Here is an 18,562-nt window from a genome sequence, read left to right on the forward strand (position 1 = left end):
ATCGCTTCTATGATGTCCGGTGGTCCGAATCACGTTGGCTGGTGTTGCAGCCTCGCGGTTCAAGCGCAAAGCCATACCAGGTCCGCCAGGTGCTGCGAGCCATCGATGAGCTAGGAAATCACAATGGCCACTCTTGAGTTCCAGCATGAGTACCGCTTCCGGACCGAATGGTCCGAGGAAGATCAGGAATGGGTCGGCCTGTGTGACGCCTTCCCTCTCATGAGCTGGCTGGAACCCGAACGCGATGCGGCTGAAGCCGGCATCAGAGCGGTCGTCGCCGAGGCCGTGGGTCTGCTGAAGGCAGAAGGAAGCGTGCCGCCGCCTGCCGAAGGCTGAACGGCACACATCAGCATCCGCCCGCCCACAGGAGTCCCCGTCACCACGGCGAGGCCGAGCCGCGGTATACCGGGGGTCTCATGACCGCGTTGGAGGGATGGCCGCAGCTATGACAACCAGATTCGTCGCAGCGATGGCGTTCACAGCGCTGGTGCTATCGGTACTGTCGCTGTTCGTCGCATTGGGTGCCACCGACGATCAGGTGACTTCGCCGGCCACCGAGGTCGCCCCGCCGACAACCGCTTCTGTTGACGTCGAGGCACCAAGCACGACGGCCGCCCTCCCGGCTGCGAACGTGCCGGACGAAATCGCACCCGTCACGGTGCCCGCTGCTGCCGAACCGCCCGTGACGGCTGCCACGACACCGCCCACGACCGCACCGCTTCCCGGCACGCCGTCGGCAGTCGGACCAGCAGGGGGCACGCAGCTCGGCGTTGTGGGCGTCAGCCATGACGATTTCCTCAACGTCCGCGACGTGCCCAACGGCAATGTCGTCGCCACGCTCACGCTGCGCATCGCAAACTCGGCCAGTGGTGAGCAGTCGATCCTGGTCGGAAGTCCCGAAGCCACCGAGACAATTGCGACACTGGACGTCGTAGGTGTGACAGCCACAGGCCGCACACGCGACCTGCCCACCAGCACTTGGCACGAGATACAAGCCGGCCCGATCACCGGATGGGCCAGCAGCAACTACCTCGCCCCGCTGTCGCCCGACACCCGGCTCGATATGACCGCACAAGTCTTGGGTGCCATCGGCCCCACCCCATCGGCACCGACCATGACCGAACTCGCCACCCAGGTCGCCGCCGAATTCGCCTCCGACGAACCACCGTCACGCATCAGATTCACGTCCGCGACGACTGCGTTCGAAGCCTTGGCCGAACTCACTGTCGATGTGGTCGGCCAACCCGACGACGCAGTACGCGGCTATCGCTTGTGGATCACCGCTGAGACCGCCGGAGACTGGATGGCCGCCCTCAGCGACGGCGACATCAATACCGATGCAGGCCCATACACGCTGCGAAGCGTTGCGGCCACACCCCTGTGCTACAGCCACCGCGACATTGGCAACGACGGTTCCTGCAACTGACGCCCCAGCGACCGACGGGGCCCTTGCCGTGCAGCTCGTCTCGGCCGCGATGTGAGCTGCGTCCCTGCTGGTAGGGATTCAGCTCTTTGTGTCTCGCCTGCGCTCACCGGCCCGACGGCGCAACAATAAAAACGACTCTGGTATGAAGCCATAGTTGGCGGTGATGCTCTCGACCCGCGGAATGTCGCCGAGCACAGATCGCGACATCCCCTGAGCGCTCACGCCTTGGCCCGAACTTCGATAGTTCACTTCAGCCTGCCAAGACCTATGTTCCTGAGTCAGCGTGACCCAATTCGGTTCGGTCGGTTGGCAGAGGTTGTAAGGGATGCCAGCATGAACTTGGATCTCGTCCCCGCAGAGACGTTTTCGCCCGGTGAGCACCTGAGAGACGAACTCTTGGAACGTGGCTGGACGGTTTCACACCTCGCCGGGTTGATGGGCAGGCCAACGAACGTGGTTTCGTCGATTCTCGAGGCGAAGATTGCGGTCACGCCAGACCTAGCGCACGCACTCTCTGCAGCGCTCGGCACATCGTCCGAATTGTGGCTCAACCTCGAGCGGTCTTACGGTTCGACGGCTTCAGCCCAAGGCAGTCAGCAGTCGTAGAGCCCCAGGCGTTGGGCTTCGGCGGTCAACTGATCAGCTTCGTTCATGCGGCGGAGTGCGTCTGCAATGTCTTCGACGGTGTGGTCGGTCGAGGCGACGGTCATGACGAGGTCGTAGACCGTTTCGTTCGAAGCCGTGCTCACGCTGGCGTCGTTGAGTTCTAGGAACACTGCCGTCGCGAGCCAGCCGAGTCGTTTGTTGCCGTCGACGAGCGGGTGGTTGTTGACCACCGAGTGCAGCAACGCTGCGGCCTTGGTCCAGATGTCGGGGTAGGCATCTTCGCCGAACGCCGAGGCCTGGGGCCGTGCCGCTGCCGCTCCTAGCAACCCGATGTCGCGCACTGGCACTGAATCGCCCAGCAGCCGGCGAGCCAGCTCCAAGAGATCCTCAGTGGAGAGGTATTCGACGTCTGCGTTCACTCGCCGAGACGCCGAAGCGCGTCTGCATGACGGTCCATGATCGAATCAGCCGCCACTGCGACGCGATCGCGATGCTCTGCCTTGGCGACGTACTCACGCACAGCCCGTCGGGCGGCCTCCTGCATCGAGGTGCCGTCGAGCGCGGCTCGCCGCCGCAGGGCTTCCTGCTCGTCGTCGGTCAGCCTCAGCGTCATCGCCATGCGTTGAATGGTATCAATCAGATACCGATACGCCGTCGATGGCCGTGTGAGCGAGCAGCGGCGGCGTGGGATCTCGATACCACATCGGTGCGGGCAACAGTCATACACCGCGCGTCGCGACTTCACTTGAGTGTCAAATGAAGTCAATGACTGCATAGAGTGTGCGAACGGCATCGCTGTGTGGGAGAGGGACATGAGCCAGATCACCGCCCGAGTGCCCGACGAGCTCGTAGCGGCGTTGGATTCTGCCGCAGCTCAGCTCAAACGCAGCCGTGCCGAGATCGTCCGGCACGCGCTGGAGCGCTACTTGGAAGACTTCGACGATCTCGACATCGCATTGCAGCGCCTGCGCGACCCGTCTGATCCGGTGATCGATTGGGACCAAGCCAAACGTGCGCTACTCGATTCAGATTAAGCGCAGCGCCGAGCGGGAACTCGCCCGCATTCCCCGCCCCCAGCGCCAGCGCATTATCGCCGCAATCGACCAGCTCGCCGCCCAGCCGCTCATCGGCAGCCATCTCAAGGGCGGTCTGCGGGGTTTGCGCCGGATTCGAGTCGGCGACCACCGGGTGGTGTACGAGTTGCTCGACGCAGAACTCGTTGTGCTCGTCGTGCGTGTCGCCCACCGACGAGAGGTGTACCGCCGCAGGTAGGCGTCAGCTTCGTCGCTCACCCAGACGACGCCTGCCTCATTGGCCGCGGCGGTCTTGTCGCGCTGCCGGTCTGTGGCGTCGGTGCTGTCGCGCATCTTGTAGCTTGACTGCCGACATCTGTAGCGGCGGGTCGCGGCGCAGTGCGTCCGGCAATATGGCGGGTGCTCCGGGCGCTTCTTCTGTTGGCACAGATGCGGCCGATCCCGATCAGCGATCGAGTTGTCCCCATTTGCCTTCCGGCTGTCCATGACGTGGCTGTCGTTCATCAGGAGACAGCGATGAACCGACCTGCTCACCATCCCGAAACGGCTGCTTTGTTGGCCGGCCGGAGCGCCGACGACGGACTGGCACCTGCACTCGAGCCATCTACAGCGTTTGAGGCCGCGGACGCGGCGGATGCCGCGCGCAGAGCCGTGCGTCCCCGCGTCACCGATTTCTACGGGAGGTACGGCAATCCCACGGTGCAGGCATTCGCCGACGCCGTGGCCGAACTGGAGGGTGCCGAGGCAGCCATCTGCAGCTCCAGCGGAATGGGCGCCATCTCGACGGTCGTTCTCGGGATGTGCTCGCAAGGCAGCCATGTCGTCACCCAGCGTCAACTGTTCTCTGGCACGTTGCAGCTCTTCAACCAGGTATGCCCGCGATTCGGGATCGACGTCACCTTTGTGGATGTGGACCAAACCGAGGCATGGCTGGCCGCCGTCGAGCCGGGCCGCACGACATTGGTCTTCGTCGAGTCGCCTAGCAACCCGACGCTTGGGTTGGCCGATCTCGATGCGTTGGGCGCCATCGCCGGCCCGATCACCGTGGTCGACTCGACGATGGCCACGCCGCTCATCCAGCGTCCGTTGGACTACGGAGTGGACCTCGTGGTCCACTCGGCCACCAAAGCACTGTCGGGCCACAACGATGCCACTCTCGGGGTGATTGCCGGCGAGAAGACGCTGGTCAACGAACTGTGGGGCTATGCGGTGGTGCAGGGCAGTTCGGCGTCGGCGTTCGACAGCTGGAATGCGCTGCGCGGCCTCAAGACACTCGGGGTCCGCATCGAGCGCCAGTGTGCGAATGCTCTGCAGGTTGCCAACATTCTCAGCGCCCACGGCGCCGTCGCCGAGGTGTTCTACCCCGGACTCGACCGGCATCCTCAGCGCGAACTCGCGGCCCGACAGATGGCATCGGGCGGAGGCTGCGTCACCTTCGAGCTCGTCGGGGGTTACGAGGCAGCCTGCACGTTCGTGGATGCGCTGCATCTGGCCTACTTGGCGCCTTCGCTGGGCGGCCCCGAGACGCTCGTCAACCATCCTGCGTCGATGACCCATGTCCAGCTTGCACCCACTGAGCGTGCAGCAATCGGCATCGGCGAGGGGATGATCAGGATGTCGATGGGACTCGAGCATCCCGACGACGTGACAGCCGACATCTGCTCGGCACTGCAGGCTGCACACACCTGCTAATGATCGCCACTGTGTGAAATCTCGGACCGATATCAGGCTGGCCAGACCCGCCGCAGCTAATTCCTGACTAACTCGATCATATTTGTCGGTAATATAGCTGCTGCCTATGTCAACACCCGTGTCAACACCCGCCACGCCCCTTGCCGACCTCAAGCCTGTTCCGGTGGCATCGTCGCCTCGCGCCGTCGATGTCGACCCATGTGCTGCCCAGGTCCGCCCACGCGGCGCCAATCATTCGCGTGACGATCATTCGCGTGACGACTGGCACTCGTACCCCGTGTACCTCGACCTTCGCGGCCGTCGGGTGCTGGTGGTCGGCGCAGGCGTCGTGGCCGCACGCAAGATCGAGCGCTTGGCGCCCACTGGTGCGGCAGTCACCGTCGTGGCACCGACTGCTGTGCCCGCAATCGCCGAGCGAGATGACGTGCGATGGCACCGCCGGCCCTACCAGCAGGGCGAAGTCGCGGGCTACCGGCTGGCGTTCACCTGCACGGGCGAACTCGAGGTGGACGCGCAGGTGTTCGCGGACGGCGAAGCGAGCGGCGTCTGGGTCAACTCGGCCGACGACATCGACAATTGCTCGTTCATCCTGCCGGCTGTAGCGCGACGAGGCGCTCTGTCTGTCTCGGTCAGCACGCAAGGCATCTCTCCGGCGCTGGCGTCGTGGCTGCGCAGCCGCTTCCAGCGCGAACTCGACGACGGCGCAACCGAACTCGTTCGGCTCTTGAGCGCTGCACGGGCTGAACTGCGCGCAGCCACGGGGACTTCGGAGCATCCGGGCTGGCGGGAAGCCCTCGACGACGGCCTCCTCGACGCCGTCAGGGCGGGCCGGGGCGCGTGGGCACGTCGGCGGCTGCGCGCCGCCCTCGGCCTTGACGCAGTCGCCGACGACGACGCTGACACCGACAACGACGCAGCCGCCGACGACACGGAGCGGACGCAAGCGGTGACGCTTCGATGACGGTGTATCTGGTCGGCGCAGGACCTGGCGACCCGGACTTGCTGACGATGCGGGCAGCGCGACTGCTGGGACGGGCCGATGTGGTGATCCATGACCGGCTCGTCGGATCGGGCGTGCTCGATCTCATTCCGTCGGGAACACCGCTGGTCGATGTCGGCAAGCGACCGGGCGATCCGCGTCGCGCCCAGGCTGACCTCAACGCCCTGCTGCTCCACTACGCAGCTCTCTACGAGGTCGTTGTCCGGCTCAAGGGCGGCGACCCTTATGTGTTCGGCCGAGGCGGTGAGGAGGCCATCGCGTTGCGCGACGCCGGTCATCGCACCGAAGTAGTGCCCGGCCTGTCGAGCGCCACTGCTGCTGCCGCGGCCGCCGGCATCCCTCTGACCCATCGAGGCCGATCGAATGGCTTCACCGTAGTGACCGCTGCCAGCGCCCACGACGCGGCGGGCGTGGACTGGCTCGCCCTCGCCCAGCTCGATCACACGCTGGTGGTGCTCATGGGGGTGCGCTTGGCGCCTCACATCGCCACGGCGCTGATCGCAGGCGGCCGGTCGCCCGATGAGCCGGTCGCGGTGATCGGCTCAGCCACAACCGCATGTCAACAGGTGGAGCGCACCACCCTTGCCCGGCTCGCACAGGTCCGAGTTCCCGCCCCGGCAACCATCGTGATCGGCGATGTCGCGGGTTTTGAAGGGTTGCCGGTGTGGCAAGGCGACCATCTCACCACCCACCACGGCACTGCTCACTACAGCACCATCCACCACGGCACTGCTCACCACAGCACTGCTCATCACGGCGCCCTTGGAGGCACAGCATGACAATTCTCGACCGACCAGCTGCTCTCGGGCGGCCCATACCACGCGACACCGAGCTCGCCGAGCCGTTCTTGGGCGACATCGTCAAATGGGAGTCGATCACCCAGCAGTACTTCGACGGTCACCTCGACGAGGACGTGTACAAGACGTATCGACTGACCAACGGCGTCTACGGCCAGCGCCAAGGCGGACGCAACCAGATGGTGCGCATAAAGGTGCCGTACGGGTCGATCCGGCCCGAGCAGCTCGAGATGCTCGGCTACCTCGCCGAGCACTACAGCCGGGGCTGGGCGCACATCACCACACGTCAGAACTTGCAGATGCACTACGTGCAACTCGACCAGATCGGCGAAGTGCTGCGGCTGCTGGCGAGTGTGGGCCTCACGACGCGGGAGGCATGCGGAGATACGGTGCGCAACATCGGGGGCTGCCATCTGGCCGGTGCGTGCCCGTATGAGATTCTGGACATCTCGCCGTGGGCCGAGGCCGCATACGAGCACTTCGTGCGCAACCCCATCGCCCAGCGGCTTCCCCGGAAGTTCAAGATCAACTTCTCGGGCTGCGACACCGATTGCGGCCAGGCCATGTTCAACGATGTCGGTGTTGTAGCGGCCGTCGACATGAACGAACACGGCAAGCCCCAAGCCGGCTTTCGGGTGTATGTGGCTGGAGGCCTTGGGGCCAACCCCCATGCCGCGCTGGCATTGGAGGACTTCACTCCACGCGAAGACCTGCTGCCGACGATCGAAGCGATTCTGCGGGTCTTCGACCAAGCAGGCAACCGCGACAACAGGCTCCGCGCCCGCATGAAGTGGCTCGTGGACACGCTAGGGATCGACGAGGTCCGGCGTCGGGTGCTCAGCATCCGCCGAACACTGATTGCGTCGACGAGCTGGCCCGGCGGGCTTCCCGATGCCGTGGTGCTCGACGGCGACGAGCCCGCGGGGCAGGCATCGGACGGTGTCAGCCTCGTGGGCCACGGCGCTGCATCGGTCCCTGTGACCATTGCTGCCCGCCGCCCGGTTGACGGGGCGAGCGCATACGCCGACTGGGAGCGGGTCAACGTGGTGCGCGGCACCGCCAACGGCACCGTGTCTGCCTATGCACATGCCCCCCTCGGCGACATCACCACGGCACAATTCCGCGCCCTCGCAGACGCCCAGCGCGCCCTGGGGGCAAGCGTGCGGCTGACGAATCGTCAGAATCTCGTCTTCCGAGACCTGCAAGAGCATCAACTGGGAGACCTCTACCGCCGGCTCGCTGAGATCGCCATGGCCTCCGCCGGCGCCGAGCTGCTGCGCGACGTGGTGGCATGCCCGGGTGCCGACACCTGCAATCTGGCAGTGACCCAGTCGAGAGGGCTGGCAGAAGCGATCACCGATGCGGTCGAAGAAGCCGGACTGGCCGAAGTGCCAGGGCTTCGCATCAACATCTCGGGCTGCATGAACAGCTGCGGTCAGCATCATGTGGCCGACATCGGCTTCTTCGGCATCGAGCGGCGCGTCGAGTCCAAATCGGCACCGGGATACCAGTTGCTGCTCGGTGGTCATGTCGGCCAAGAGCAGATCAAGTTCGGGTCCCGGGCGCTGCGACTGCCCGCCAAGAATGCGCCGCAGGCGGTCGTGCGAATCGTCGAGCGCTACGTCGGGGAGCGGGATGCAGGCGAGACGTTTGCAACCTGGCTCGAGCGAGCGGGCGGCGCATCAGCGGTGGCGCGCAGCCTGCGAGACCTCGATCGCTTCGACACCGAGGAGCACTTCGCCGACTACAACGAGACGAGTCCCTTCGCGGTTGCCGTCGGCGAGTCCGAGTGCCTCTGAGCGAGTGATACAGGCGCGGTGCTCACAAGAGCGTGGTGTCGGGATGGGCGGAGTCGCCGATTGCCTTATGCGCCAGCACGTCGAACAACATCTCGACAGCGGCACCGGGTATCTCCAACTCGGACCCAATCGGTTCCCCGCCGTTGAGGATCGGATCGGCGAGCGACCACTAGAGCAGCGATGCGGCGTCCGGGTCAAGGACGATCGTCGCGCTCGCATGGAGCTGCAGAGCCGAGGCGGGGACGGTCCCGCACGGCGGGCCGTGCACCGCACTCGCGACAGCTGCGGCTTTGCGTTCGCCGCAGGCGAGCAGCAACAGCTCAGCCGCCGCAAGGATGGTGGAGATCCCCTGCGTAATGGCCCGCTCAGGAACGAAACCGCTGTCGGTGAAGAACGCCGCATTGTCCGAACGGGTCTGCTCGCTGAGGGTGACGATGCGAGTGATGCTGTCAAGAGCAGAACCGGGTTCGTTGAAGGCCAGGTGCCCGTTCGACCCGATGCCGAGAATCTGCAGGCCGATAGGAGCGCTCCGGACCACGTGCTCGTAGCGACAGCACTCGCGTGCGAGATCGGGCGCGTCAGGATCGAGGCAGTGAACTGCACCACGGCGTAGGTCGACCTGCTGCGCCAGCTCCCGCTGCACGACGCTGCAGAATCGGCGCGGATCGCCAGGATCGAGGCCCACGTACTCATCAAGCAGGTACACGTCCACACCAGCGAAGCTGAGACCCTCGCGTCGATGGCGTCGAGCCAGCTCGCCATACAGCGACTCGGTCGTGCGCCCGGTCGCAACCCCAAGGCGTGCTCGTTGCTGATCGCGCACAAAACGTTCAACAACGTCCGCTGCGCATTCTGACGCCGCCGCTCGATCCTCAGCGACGATGATCCTCATTGCGTGATCGGCATGTTGGCGCCATCGCCATTGCCATCGCCGCGGAGCCCCTCGACGATCCCGAGTGCGCCCTCGGCTTCGATGCCGACCATGGCGGCGACTGCGGCACCGACGATGCCGGCATGCATTCCTCGGTGTGCGACCGTGATCGGCTTCGAGAGGTCAAGCTCCGAGACGAACCGGTCGAATTCATTGCTGAGCCCACCTCCGACGACCCAGCAAGACGGGTGCAGCATCGTTTCGATCATCTCGAAGAACGGCTGTGCCCGTTCCGCCCACTGACTTGGTGTGAGCCCGTCGGTGGATATCGCACGCCCAGAGGCCACCTCTTCGAAACAAGCCCCGCCGACGATCAGGCCGCCCAACTCGGAGTTCGGGATGAGACTGCCGTTGTGCAGCAGCGCGCTGCCGACGCCGGTCCCGAAGGTCAGCACGATGGCGAGCCCGGTCGCCCTCAGCGTGGCCTCGCCGTATCTCAGTTCTGCGAGGCCGGCTGCGTCGGCGTCATTGATCAGCACCGCGTTGGCCCCAGACGCCGCACGCAAGCAAGACAGTGCGTCGGCGTCCTCCCAGGAACCACCAAGGTTCGGCGCATGTCGCAACGACAGACCGTCGACTACACCCGGCAGCGCAACACCGACTGGCCCCGACCATCCGACCGCCGACGTGATTCGACCGATTGCCGCCATCACGTCATGCGGTGTCGCCGTGGGAGGCGTGGCTTCGGTCAGGACGGGCCCTGACAGCTCCCCCGCGGCGACATCCACGACAGCTCCCTTGATGCTCGTTCCGCCAACATCGATGCCGATCTGCAGCGAGCTGTTGCCGGCGAAGGTTCGCGAAGATCCGAAGTCGCTCGCATCTCCAACCCTCGATTCTCCTCGGACGCCCAGGTCGTCGGTCATGGCCCCGGACCGTCGTGGCGGGAACCGGTGATGTATGCAACAAGGTCGTCCTTGGTCACCGCGCTGACATCGACCTCCGCAGCTGTGCGCCCCTGACGCAGCACCACCACCCGGTCGCACACTGCCATGACCCTGTCCATGTTGTGGGTGATGAGCAGGACGGCCACGCCGGCGCTGCGCAATCCCCGAATGAGGTCCAGGACGCGTGCAGCCTGCTCGACACCCAACGCAGCGGCGGGCTCGTCGAGCAGCACGATCTGCTGTCCCCATGCGGCAGCCCTGCCGATCGCGACTGCTTGGCGCTGGCCGCCCGACAGCGCGCTCATCGGTCGCCGCAGCGAAGGGAGTCGGATGTCGAGGCGACCCAGAATCTCCCCGGCCTCGGCGCGCATGCGCTTCTTGTCGAGCACTCCGAGCCATGACCCCAAACGTCCCCCACGCGTGTGCTCGCGGTTGAGGAACAGGTTCTCCACGACATCGAGCGGGTCGATCACCGCCAGCGTCTGATGCACCGTCTCGATGCCCAGCGATCGGGCCCCTTCCGGTGATCCGATCTCGCGCCTGTGTCCATTGACGAAGACACTTCCGGCGTCAGGCCGGTACACCCCAGCGATGCACTTCACCAATGTGGACTTGCCGGCTCCGTTGTCGCCGAGCAACGCGGTCACCTCGCCGTAGCGCAAGCTCAGCGTGACATCGTCGAGCGCCCGCACAGCACGAAACGACTTGCAGATGCCCGTGGCTTCCAAGGCTGTGGCGGCAGTCATGTCGAGCTCACTTCGACCCGATCCCCGAAGCCGTTCCACACTCCGACCACCCGAGGCTGGCCTTGCGACACTCCCGACAGCCCAGTGACCAGCGCCCTGGTCACGAACGCCTGGATCCTGAAGCCGAAGATGACCGTCGCGCCTTCCGTCACGGTGTGGCCAGAGTCGGGGTGCAAGCTGGCGTAGTAGTCGATCGCTGCCGGATCGGGCATGTCCACGGGCACGGGTGATGTCGAAATCTCTGCAGCGTCGTGAGCCACGACTGCATGGACCTGATACTCGCCGAACACCGGATCGACGTAGAGACCGCCCCCGAAACAGAGCGGCACACCTTGGTGAATGTGGGCCACCTCGCTGAGGTACAAGACCCCTGGCTGCTCAGGCAGATCCCGAACGGCGTGCAGCGGCGTGGTGCCGGTGAGTCCGTGGCCGGGCTCGACTTGGGTGGCCCCGGACTCGGCGAGCAGCCCGAGGACTTCGGTGGAGGTGGTCCCCGGCAGGTTCATCTCGAGCTGGGCAGGGCAAGCCGAGTGCCGTCGGACGAGGTCTGCTGCCCGTGCCAGCGTCTCGACGTTTCGGGTGGCAGCGAGGCTGCCCCGTCGCTCATCGAAGAGCATGGCCGGAAAGGTCGTGAGTCCGGCGAACTCGGCCCCATCGAGCGCTGCGATGACGTCGACCGCCGAACCGAGGTCGCGGAGCGGCACACCTCCTTCGTGACCGGCATAGAACGTGTCACCCGGATCGAAGACCCGCAGCAGGAGGCGCTGAATTCGACCGTTGGCTCGTGCTGCTGCCGCGGCCTCCGTCGCCTTGTTCGCAGAGAAGACCGTCCAGTAGTCGGGTGCCATCGCGGCTGCCTCGCCAGCTTCGGCGCGAGGAACCTGAACGAGGTGTCCAAGGTGACCGAGTCGGTGGCCATTGCGAGTGATGGGACGGGCACACGCCATGTCGACCGCAACAAATCCGTCCACGCCGCCGGCCGCCATGGCTGCCATCGCGCCGGCGGCCCTGCCGATCTGCTTGGTCATCGCGTACACGGTGAGGTCGAGTGTCCGGGCTCGCGTGCACAGCACACTTGTGTTTGCCTCGATGGCGTCGAGGTCCAGCACATAGCTGTTCGCCGGGATCTTCCCCGCCTGGTGCAATTCGACAGCGGCTTGAAGGAACCCGGGATTGCGGTCGAGCAGGGATCGAAGGAACATCTCCTCAGCGCTCCCGCTGCTCGCGCATGCTCAGCGCGACCGCCAGGATGATGATGGCGCCCCTTGCGATCAGCTGATCGGCAACTCGCAGCCCCATCAGGATCAAGCCGTTGTTGAGCATGGCCATGATGACCGAGCCCATGATCGCCCCGACGACCGATGCACGCCCGCCGAACAGGTTGGTCCCGCCGATGACCACGGCGGCTATCACCGTCAGCAGCAGGTTCTCGCCGAGATCGTGCCGTCCGATGGCCAGGCGGCCAGCCAGCAGCACGCCGGCGAATGCAGCCGCGGCAGCGCTGGTCACCAGCGCCGCTATGCGGATGCGGTCCACGTTGATGCCCACCGCTTCTGAGGCAGAACGGTCGGCTCCGACCGACAGGACATGGCGGCCCCAGCGAAGCTGATGAAGCGCCAGATGCCCGATGAGGCCAACGACCACGATCCAGATGAGCAGTGAGGACACGGGGCCCAGCGAGCCCGCTCCAAAGACCGCAGAGAACGTGTCGTTTCGTATCGGCAGCGACTGCAGGTTGTTCATGTTGCGCGCTATGCCGCTGACAATCCCGAGCATTCCCAAGGTGACGAGAAACGACGGAATACGCACCTTCACGGTGATCAGACCGTTGACCAACCCGATTCCCGCACCAACGGCGACTGCCGCCAGCGCTCCGGCAAGGAATCCGTACCCGCCGACCGCTTCTGCGGCCACCAACGACGACAGCGCCGCAATCGAGCCGACGGACAGATCGATTTCGGCGGCAGCGAGGGCGAACGCCATCCCTACTGCCATGACGGCTATCGGTGCTGCCTGCCGGCCGATATTGAGCAAGTTGGACGCGCTGAGGAACCCATCGTCGTACAAGGTCACCGCGAAGACTCCGAAGATGAGCGCCGGCGCCACGTAAACGACGTATCCGCGAGATCCTGAGTCCTGTCGATTGGACAAGAGCCGCCCAAGACCCCTGGGAGGGTTTGACTGGCCCGGGGCGCCGAAGTCCTGCGTCACGATGGGTTCCTCAGCTCGCCCCCGAAAGGACGAGTCTGCATCAGTTGCCGAGAGCCTCCAGAACCTCTGGCGGGGGTTCCGCGGCCAAGGACTGACGATAGGCGTCGACGATGTTGTCGGCCGTCACCCCGATGGCGGGCACCACGACAAATGCGGGAGCTGCCTTGCCCAACAGGCCGTAGGCGCCCTCGAATGCCATCGTGCGGCCGAGGTTGTAGGCCTCATCGGCAGCGATGCCGACGATGTTGCCACCCTCGACGAGATCGAGCGACACGTTGGTGTCCAGATCCATCGTCACTACGGCAACATCAGATGCTCCCGCAGCGCGAAGTGCCGCCAGCACTCCGTCGGCAGGGCCGGCGGACCAGGGCGCATAGATGCCGTCGAGATCAGGGTGGCGCGTGAGCAGCGCCGCTGCGATCTCCTCCGCAGCGGCCGGATCAGCGAGTCCCTGCTCGGCGACGATCTCGATGCCTGGATAGTTGATCTCGATCCATGACTTGAATGCCTGATCACGCTGGTTGGTGACGTAGTAGGCAGCGTCGTGGAAGATGAATCCCACTTCGCCTTCGCCACCGAGGGCCTCGCCGAGCAGGTTGGCTGCGGTGATGCCCATCGCCGCGAGGTCATCGGTCACGATGCCGACGTAGTCCTCGCCGTGGACGTACCCCTGCGGGACGTTCGAGAGGAACACCAACTGCACACCGGCTTCGGTTGCAGGACGGAATGCTTCCGCACCGGCGTCGGGTCCGATGGCCAAGCTGATGATGATGTCGGGATTCTGCGCCATGACCGTCTCGACATCGTTCGCCTGCTGAGCCGCGTCGAACGAGGCATTGGTCTCGGCGATCACCTCGATCCCCAGTTCTGCGAAGGCATCACGAGCGCCTTGGCTCACTGCATCGGTGAACGCGCCCGCTGTGTGCCAGAGCAGAGCGGCCGTGTAGCCACCTGCCTGCACCTGCGCAATCTCGTCATCGCTGAGCGTGATCTCGCTCGACGCGACCGCTTCCTCGCCACCAGGGCCTTGGGTGACCGGTGCGGTGGCCGCGTCATCAGCCATGTCGTCATCGGCCATGTCGTCATCGGCCATGTCGTCATCGGCCATGTCGTCATCGGCCATGTCGTCATCGGCCATGTCGTCGGCGGCGGCAGGGGCGGTGGTCGCCGGCGCGGCGCCGCTGTCTGCATCGCCGTCGGTGTCGCCGGTGCACGAAGCAGCGAGCAAGGCGAACACGGCCAGCAAGCACAAGAGCAAGAGCCGCCTCGGCGCTCGCACTCGGGACTTGGTCGTGTGTCTTTCTGATTTGGTTCTCATGGGTCCCTCCTCCGGGTCTGGCTTATGAGTCCTCGACACCGCACCACTCGGCAATGAAGTGCGCGAGCGTGCGGGTTGCGGTCACCAACTCGTCGATGGCGACCCGCTCGAACGGTGTGTGGCAGTGCGAGATGTCTCCGGGAGCGAAATAGACGCCAGGAATGCCCAGGTCCCGCAGGAATGGCTTTTCCGACCAGTAGGGAGCGCCCTCGATACGGGCCTGCTCGCCGGTTACCGAGGTGATCGATGCGGCGAGAGCGGCCACTCCCGGATGGTCGGCGGAGACTTCGTCGGGTGTGCCGCCGACGACGTGATCCCGGGGAGCGCTGAAGTCCACGCTGCATTCCACGGAATGCTCTGCCGCTACGTCCGTCACAACGCTGCGAATCTGCTCAGCGGCCGCGTCGAGACTCTCGCCCGGATTGATCTTTCGAATCAGCGACGCCTCGAAACGCCCCGGCACGGCGATGTTGCCACCCGAAGAAACCGACGTAACCAGCAGGAAGGCTTCGCCGAGCAACTCATGGGCCGGCACCGTTGCTCGCAGCTCGTCGGAAAGCTCCCACAAGCGGCTGAGCAAGCTGTGGCCGGCCTTGAGCGCATCCACACCGAGTTCGGGTCGTCCGAAGTACGCAGACTTGCCAATGCAGACGATGTCGGCGATGAGGAATCCCATCTGCGCGGTGTAGATGGCCGATGTCGTCGGCTCGGTATAGATGGCGAAGTCGGCGACGCCTCGTGAACTGTCGCTCGCCGCCGTGCGCATTCCGAGCGACACGCCGGATCCCGGCTGTCCGGATTCCTCGTCGCAGACGAACCACACCGAGACTGCGCCGGCCGGACGCAGCCCGACCCTGCTGAATGCCCGGAGCGCCTCGAGGATGATGCAGATGCCCGCCTTCTGGTCGGCGGCACCTCGTCCCCAGATTTCGCCGTCGATGACGCACGGCTGGAATGGGTTTGCGCGTTCGGTCCCAGCCCAGTGCCGCTCCCAGTCCTCAACGGCGACCGTGTCAAGATGACCAGCGAGCAGCAGTGATCGGCCGCTGTCTCCCCCGGCGCTGCCGTACACATTCGGCCGGCCCGGCTCGCATTCGATCAACTCTGCTGCGTGGAATGCTCCCGATTCGTTGAGACAGCCCAGCGCCCAGCGGGCGACGTCGGACTCATTGGGCGTGACACTCGGGATGCAGACGGCTTGCCGCAGCAGCTCTACGACCGCGTCAGCGTCCACCGCGTCCGCGACGAGCGCGGCTGCGCTGCTCATCTACGCTGGTCTCCCAAGACTTCTGGCACGAGGGTCTCGTGCACGATCCGCAGACTCATCGACACGGCTCCTGCGAGAGCGGCCCGACGTCCCAAACTTGACGCAGCCAGCTCGGGGGGTGCCCCCACGAGGCCTTCGAGCCGTTCCCGCACGGCATCGACGAAGACAGGATTGACGCCGACTCCGCCGCCGAACACGACCCGGGCCGGATCCGCGATCAGGCAGAGGTGCGACACGGCAAGCGCCATCGACTCCGCAACTTTGTGCAGGACGTGGCGTGCGGCGGCGTCATTCGCCTCAGCCGCGGCAAGGATGTCAGGAACATCAGAGCTGGGAGCCAGCCCGCTGTCGTAGCCTTCCTCGATTGCTCGGCCGAAGAGCTTGCGAATGGACGGCGCTGAGGCCACATCTTCGAGCGTGATCGGAGGTTCACCAGGTTCTGGGTGCGCCAGCAGCACAGAGCCCAGCTCGCCTGCGGACTCGGTACCGCCTCGATACAGCTCCCCGTCGACCACGATCGCACCGCCGATGCCGGTGCCGATCGAGATCGCAGCGAAGTCGCCGCCCGGCTGATCATCGTCCAGATGGGCGAGCTCCCCGAGCGCCGCGAGGTTTACGTCATTGTCGACATGGACTCGATCGGCGGGAACTCCGAGTTGCTCGGCGAGCCATGCACGCGGCGCCAACCCATCGAATCCGGGCAGGTTCAGTGCCTGCTCAACGCGGTCGCTGCTGGTTCGGTAGATGCCCGGCACACCGATGCACGCGGCGCTGCACGGCTCATCGATGGCGTCCAGCATCGCCGAGATGGACCGCCCGAGTCGCTCGAACGCCGTCGGGGCATCCGGTCCTGTCTCCATCTCTCGCTCGACGATGAGATTCCCGAAGAGGTCTCCGACGCCGACCAGCATCTTGGTGGCGCCGATGTCCGCCGCTAGCACCTGTCGTGCAGTCGGGACGAGTTCGTAGAGCGCCGCCGGCCTCCCGATGGATCCGGTTCTCTGGCCCTCCGAGGCGACACGTACCAATCCCGCCGACGTCATGTCAGCCATGAGGGCCGACACCGTCGGCTTCGACAGTCCGGTGGTCCGGGCAATGCCGGCGCGAGACATCTGCCGCGGGTGTGCTGCGAACATCGCGTCAGCGATTCTCTGCCCGCTCAGCAGCCGCAGACCCCCCGAATGCGCTCGGTCGTCCATATTGTTAGTAATCTTACCTTACAAAATCTAGGTGTCGAGACGCCACCTCGGCCTTGTGCGCTGCCACAGCCCTCTGGCGGGACAGTTCGCCCGAGAATCAGTTGCGGGCGGTGGCGATCCAGGTAGCTGCGGGGAAGACCACGCCTGCGGGGGTTTGTCGAGGCGCCAGAACAGCAGTCACGGCTTCGCGGACCTGGTCGTGGACCTCTGGCGGATGGCCTTTCAGGGTCCGGCGAGCAATGCCGAGATCCATGGCGAAGTCGACCGTCTCGGAGAGCGTGCCTCCCCCGCTGAAGACGAGCTCGGTGTCGTGCGGCTCGAGGGCAATTTCCGACCAGCCCGCAGCGTCGAGGATGCCCCGCACATGGTCGGGGTCGGCGAAGGCGAACGGATCGACGGCCGGGCCGTCACTCGGCGGCAACTCCACGATCTCGAGCACTGCCTTGTTGATCGAGATCAGCCACGGGTTGTTCCGCGCCCGCTGCCAGCAGACGAAAGAGAGCTGACCGCCGGGGCGCGTCGCTGCCCGCATGTTGGCGAACGCGGCCACCGGATCGGCGAAGAACATGACGCCGAATCGGGAATACACCAGGTCGAAGCCGTCGAAGCTGCCGTTGTCAGCGGCGGTGCGGTCCGCCAGCTTGGCAATGTCAGCCGTCTGCGCGTCCGACACGGCGAAGCTGATTGGCGCGGCCTCTGGTTGCGCAGTGGCATGCTCCGCACCTCTGCGCCGGGCGACCTCGATGAGCAGCTCGCTGATGTCAACGCCCAGCACCGATCCAGTCACACGCTCGCTCCACTGCAGCGATGTCTGGCCGCAGCCGCAGCCCACATCGAGCACATGCGCCCCTGCCCGCAGGTCGTCGGCGACTCCCATCGCAGCCAAGCCGATGTGGCTCAGCTGCATGTCGAGTCGCTCCTGCTGGTCGGACCACACCTCGGCGTTGCGCCAGAACTCACGCTGATCTGCGTTGGGGTCGCCGCTCACGCTGGTCCCTTTCTGAGGCTGCCTTCTTCTAACAGCCGCTCAGCGAATTGAGATGCGCTCGACCAGCTCCCAGACACTGCTGCTCGGATTCGATCGCGGCGGCGAGTCGTTTCCTTGATGCCGGCCGTCGAGCTGCAATGCACGATGCTTAGCGTCGTCGAAGGATCCGTCAAGCGATTCCAAGGCCTGCCGTGTCAAGCGTTTCTCACACTTGAGCAGACGCTTGGACTCCTTCTGCGAGTCGTGCCGGTGGATCCACGCTGTCTGATCGCGGAAGTGCAGGATGAACCACAGTTCGATGCACGGATTCGAGTAGGCCACCCTGATGTCATTGCTTGCGGCCGTGGCGATCGCTTGGTCAAAGTCGTCATGGGAGTCTCGATCGAACACACACCAGTATTCGTCGCGGGCGCGCCCGCGACCTCGTCGCTCTTCGTATTGGTCTTGAGCTCGCCGCTTGATGGCCTCTTCGACAAGACGCCTCGGTGAGCCATGGAACTTGTCGACGGTCACCCGAACGTGCTTCCGATTCTTGCCGTGCCAATGCTCGACGTAGTCCTTCTCGGTCGCCTCGCCCTCGGTGAAGACGAGTATCTGTCTCGGGCTCGCTTCGCCCCGTCCCAATTCCACGCGGCGCCGGCTTCGCTTCGGTCGCTGACGA

20 protein-coding genes are annotated in these 18,562 nt (G+C 65.2%); 8 read left to right on the forward strand and 12 right to left on the reverse strand.

Annotated elements, in window-relative coordinates; all coding sequences use genetic code 11:
• Window positions 1-123: 123 nt before the first annotated feature.
• Together ACOCMM_RS15290 and ACOCMM_RS15295 are read left to right on the forward strand one after the other, a co-directional pair.
• On the forward strand, window positions 124-336 hold the full coding sequence (locus ACOCMM_RS15290; protein ID WP_419553991.1) for an antitoxin HicB: 213 nt from the start codon (window positions 124-126) through the stop codon (window positions 334-336).
• Between the two features lie 109 nt (window positions 337-445).
• A complete protein-coding gene (locus ACOCMM_RS15295; protein ID WP_419553992.1) occupies window positions 446-1,426 on the forward strand; it encodes a hypothetical protein in 981 nt (326 codons plus the stop codon).
• Window positions 1,427-2,019: 593 nt separating this feature from the next.
• Here ACOCMM_RS15295 and ACOCMM_RS15300 read toward each other — a convergent pair.
• Window positions 2,020-2,451 (reverse strand): type II toxin-antitoxin system death-on-curing family toxin, encoded by a 432-nt coding sequence (locus ACOCMM_RS15300; RefSeq protein WP_419553993.1) that lies wholly within the window; start codon window positions 2,449-2,451, stop codon window positions 2,020-2,022.
• A complete protein-coding gene (locus tag ACOCMM_RS15305; RefSeq protein ID WP_419553994.1) occupies window positions 2,448-2,651 on the reverse strand; it encodes a hypothetical protein in 204 nt (67 codons plus the stop codon). Before ACOCMM_RS15305 ends, ACOCMM_RS15300 begins: the two co-directional genes overlap by 4 nt.
• A gap of 193 nt (window positions 2,652-2,844) precedes the next feature.
• Between ACOCMM_RS15305 and ACOCMM_RS15310 the strand changes: the two genes are divergently transcribed.
• The 6 genes from ACOCMM_RS15310 (at window position 2,845) to ACOCMM_RS15335 (ending at window position 8,354) form a co-directional block, all read left to right on the forward strand.
• Window positions 2,845-3,066, forward strand: a complete 222-nt coding sequence (locus ACOCMM_RS15310; protein ID WP_419553995.1) for a ribbon-helix-helix protein, CopG family — start codon at window positions 2,845-2,847, stop codon at window positions 3,064-3,066.
• Entirely contained in the window at window positions 3,044-3,304 is a 261-nt protein-coding gene (locus ACOCMM_RS15315; protein WP_419553996.1) for a type II toxin-antitoxin system RelE family toxin, read from the forward strand. The genes ACOCMM_RS15310 and ACOCMM_RS15315 overlap by 23 nt, the downstream gene beginning before the upstream one ends.
• Before the next feature lie 278 nt (window positions 3,305-3,582).
• On the forward strand, window positions 3,583-4,758 hold the full coding sequence (locus ACOCMM_RS15320; protein ID WP_419553997.1) for a trans-sulfuration enzyme family protein: 1,176 nt from the start codon (window positions 3,583-3,585) through the stop codon (window positions 4,756-4,758).
• 163 nt (window positions 4,759-4,921) lie between these two features.
• Entirely contained in the window at window positions 4,922-5,719 is a 798-nt protein-coding gene (locus tag ACOCMM_RS15325) for a precorrin-2 dehydrogenase/sirohydrochlorin ferrochelatase family protein (RefSeq protein WP_419553998.1), read from the forward strand.
• Window positions 5,716-6,537 (forward strand): uroporphyrinogen-III C-methyltransferase, encoded by an 822-nt coding sequence (gene cobA, locus ACOCMM_RS15330; protein WP_419553999.1) that lies wholly within the window; start codon window positions 5,716-5,718, stop codon window positions 6,535-6,537. The genes ACOCMM_RS15325 and cobA overlap by 4 nt, the downstream gene beginning before the upstream one ends.
• Window positions 6,534-8,354 (forward strand): nitrite/sulfite reductase, encoded by a 1,821-nt coding sequence (locus tag ACOCMM_RS15335; RefSeq protein WP_419554000.1) that lies wholly within the window; start codon window positions 6,534-6,536, stop codon window positions 8,352-8,354. Before cobA ends, ACOCMM_RS15335 begins: the two co-directional genes overlap by 4 nt.
• A 169-nt stretch (window positions 8,355-8,523) precedes the next feature.
• On the opposite strand, the gene ACOCMM_RS15340 is transcribed toward ACOCMM_RS15335, so the two are convergent.
• The 10 genes from ACOCMM_RS15340 to ACOCMM_RS15385 all read right to left on the reverse strand — a co-directional run bounded on the left by ACOCMM_RS15340 (window position 8,524) and on the right by ACOCMM_RS15385 (window position 18,531).
• The gene (locus ACOCMM_RS15340) at window positions 8,524-9,246 is read right to left on the reverse strand and encodes a glucosamine-6-phosphate deaminase (RefSeq protein ID WP_419554001.1); all 723 of its coding nucleotides are present in this window, start codon (window positions 9,244-9,246) and stop codon (window positions 8,524-8,526) included.
• A complete protein-coding gene (locus tag ACOCMM_RS15345) occupies window positions 9,243-10,151 on the reverse strand; it encodes an ROK family protein (RefSeq protein WP_419554002.1) in 909 nt (302 codons plus the stop codon). Before ACOCMM_RS15345 ends, ACOCMM_RS15340 begins: the two co-directional genes overlap by 4 nt.
• Window positions 10,148-10,918 (reverse strand): ATP-binding cassette domain-containing protein, encoded by a 771-nt coding sequence (locus ACOCMM_RS15350; RefSeq protein ID WP_419554003.1) that lies wholly within the window; start codon window positions 10,916-10,918, stop codon window positions 10,148-10,150. Before ACOCMM_RS15350 ends, ACOCMM_RS15345 begins: the two co-directional genes overlap by 4 nt.
• A complete protein-coding gene (locus ACOCMM_RS15355; RefSeq protein ID WP_419554004.1) occupies window positions 10,915-12,120 on the reverse strand; it encodes an alanine racemase in 1,206 nt (401 codons plus the stop codon). The genes ACOCMM_RS15350 and ACOCMM_RS15355 overlap by 4 nt, the downstream gene beginning before the upstream one ends.
• A gap of 4 nt (window positions 12,121-12,124) precedes the next feature.
• Entirely contained in the window at window positions 12,125-13,024 is a 900-nt protein-coding gene (locus tag ACOCMM_RS15360) for an ABC transporter permease (protein ID WP_419554005.1), read from the reverse strand.
• A gap of 145 nt (window positions 13,025-13,169) precedes the next feature.
• A complete protein-coding gene (locus ACOCMM_RS15365) occupies window positions 13,170-14,447 on the reverse strand; it encodes a substrate-binding domain-containing protein (protein WP_419554006.1) in 1,278 nt (425 codons plus the stop codon).
• 22 nt (window positions 14,448-14,469) lie between these two features.
• Window positions 14,470-15,714, reverse strand: coding sequence for a M20 family metallopeptidase (locus tag ACOCMM_RS15370; RefSeq protein ID WP_419554007.1), 1,245 nt, complete (start codon window positions 15,712-15,714; stop codon window positions 14,470-14,472).
• Entirely contained in the window at window positions 15,711-16,913 is a 1,203-nt protein-coding gene (locus ACOCMM_RS15375) for an ROK family transcriptional regulator (RefSeq protein WP_419554008.1), read from the reverse strand. Before ACOCMM_RS15375 ends, ACOCMM_RS15370 begins: the two co-directional genes overlap by 4 nt.
• Window positions 16,914-17,010: 97 nt before the next feature.
• Window positions 17,011-17,901: a class I SAM-dependent methyltransferase gene (locus ACOCMM_RS15380; protein ID WP_419554009.1), complete on the reverse strand. Its 891-nt coding sequence runs from the start codon at window positions 17,899-17,901 to the stop codon at window positions 17,011-17,013.
• 39 nt (window positions 17,902-17,940) lie between these two features.
• Window positions 17,941-18,531, reverse strand: a complete 591-nt coding sequence (locus ACOCMM_RS15385) for an RloB family protein (protein ID WP_419554010.1) — start codon at window positions 18,529-18,531, stop codon at window positions 17,941-17,943.
• Between the last annotated feature and the right edge of the window lie 31 nt (window positions 18,532-18,562).

The organism is Candidatus Poriferisodalis sp. (assembly GCF_965198245.1).
In the GTDB taxonomy this organism is placed as follows: Bacteria; Actinomycetota; Acidimicrobiia; order Acidimicrobiales; family Poriferisodalaceae; genus Poriferisodalis.

Bases quoted from the DNA above. Each gene is read 5' to 3' on its own strand.
- ACOCMM_RS15370 (WP_419554007.1), bottom strand. From the start codon at position 15,714: ATGAGCAGCGCAGCCGCGCTCGTCGCGGACGCGGTGGACGCTGACGCG.
- ACOCMM_RS15290 (WP_419553991.1), top strand. From the start codon at position 124: ATGGCCACTCTTGAGTTCCAGCATGAGTACCGCTTCCGGACCGAATGG.
- ACOCMM_RS15350 (WP_419554003.1), bottom strand. From the start codon at position 10,918: ATGACTGCCGCCACAGCCTTGGAAGCCACGGGCATCTGCAAGTCGTTT.
- ACOCMM_RS15310 (WP_419553995.1), top strand. From the start codon at position 2,845: ATGAGCCAGATCACCGCCCGAGTGCCCGACGAGCTCGTAGCGGCGTTG.
- ACOCMM_RS15340 (WP_419554001.1), bottom strand. From the start codon at position 9,246: ATGAGGATCATCGTCGCTGAGGATCGAGCGGCGGCGTCAGAATGCGCA.
- ACOCMM_RS15355 (WP_419554004.1), bottom strand. From the start codon at position 12,120: ATGTTCCTTCGATCCCTGCTCGACCGCAATCCCGGGTTCCTTCAAGCC.
- ACOCMM_RS15375 (WP_419554008.1), bottom strand. From the start codon at position 16,913: ATGGACGACCGAGCGCATTCGGGGGGTCTGCGGCTGCTGAGCGGGCAG.
- ACOCMM_RS15295 (WP_419553992.1), top strand. From the start codon at position 446: ATGACAACCAGATTCGTCGCAGCGATGGCGTTCACAGCGCTGGTGCTA.
- ACOCMM_RS15305 (WP_419553994.1), bottom strand. From the start codon at position 2,651: ATGGCGATGACGCTGAGGCTGACCGACGACGAGCAGGAAGCCCTGCGG.
- ACOCMM_RS15365 (WP_419554006.1), bottom strand. From the start codon at position 14,447: ATGAGAACCAAATCAGAAAGACACACGACCAAGTCCCGAGTGCGAGCG.
- ACOCMM_RS15320 (WP_419553997.1), top strand. From the start codon at position 3,583: ATGAACCGACCTGCTCACCATCCCGAAACGGCTGCTTTGTTGGCCGGC.
- ACOCMM_RS15345 (WP_419554002.1), bottom strand. From the start codon at position 10,151: ATGACCGACGACCTGGGCGTCCGAGGAGAATCGAGGGTTGGAGATGCG.
- cobA (WP_419553999.1), top strand. From the start codon at position 5,716: ATGACGGTGTATCTGGTCGGCGCAGGACCTGGCGACCCGGACTTGCTG.
- ACOCMM_RS15335 (WP_419554000.1), top strand. From the start codon at position 6,534: ATGACAATTCTCGACCGACCAGCTGCTCTCGGGCGGCCCATACCACGC.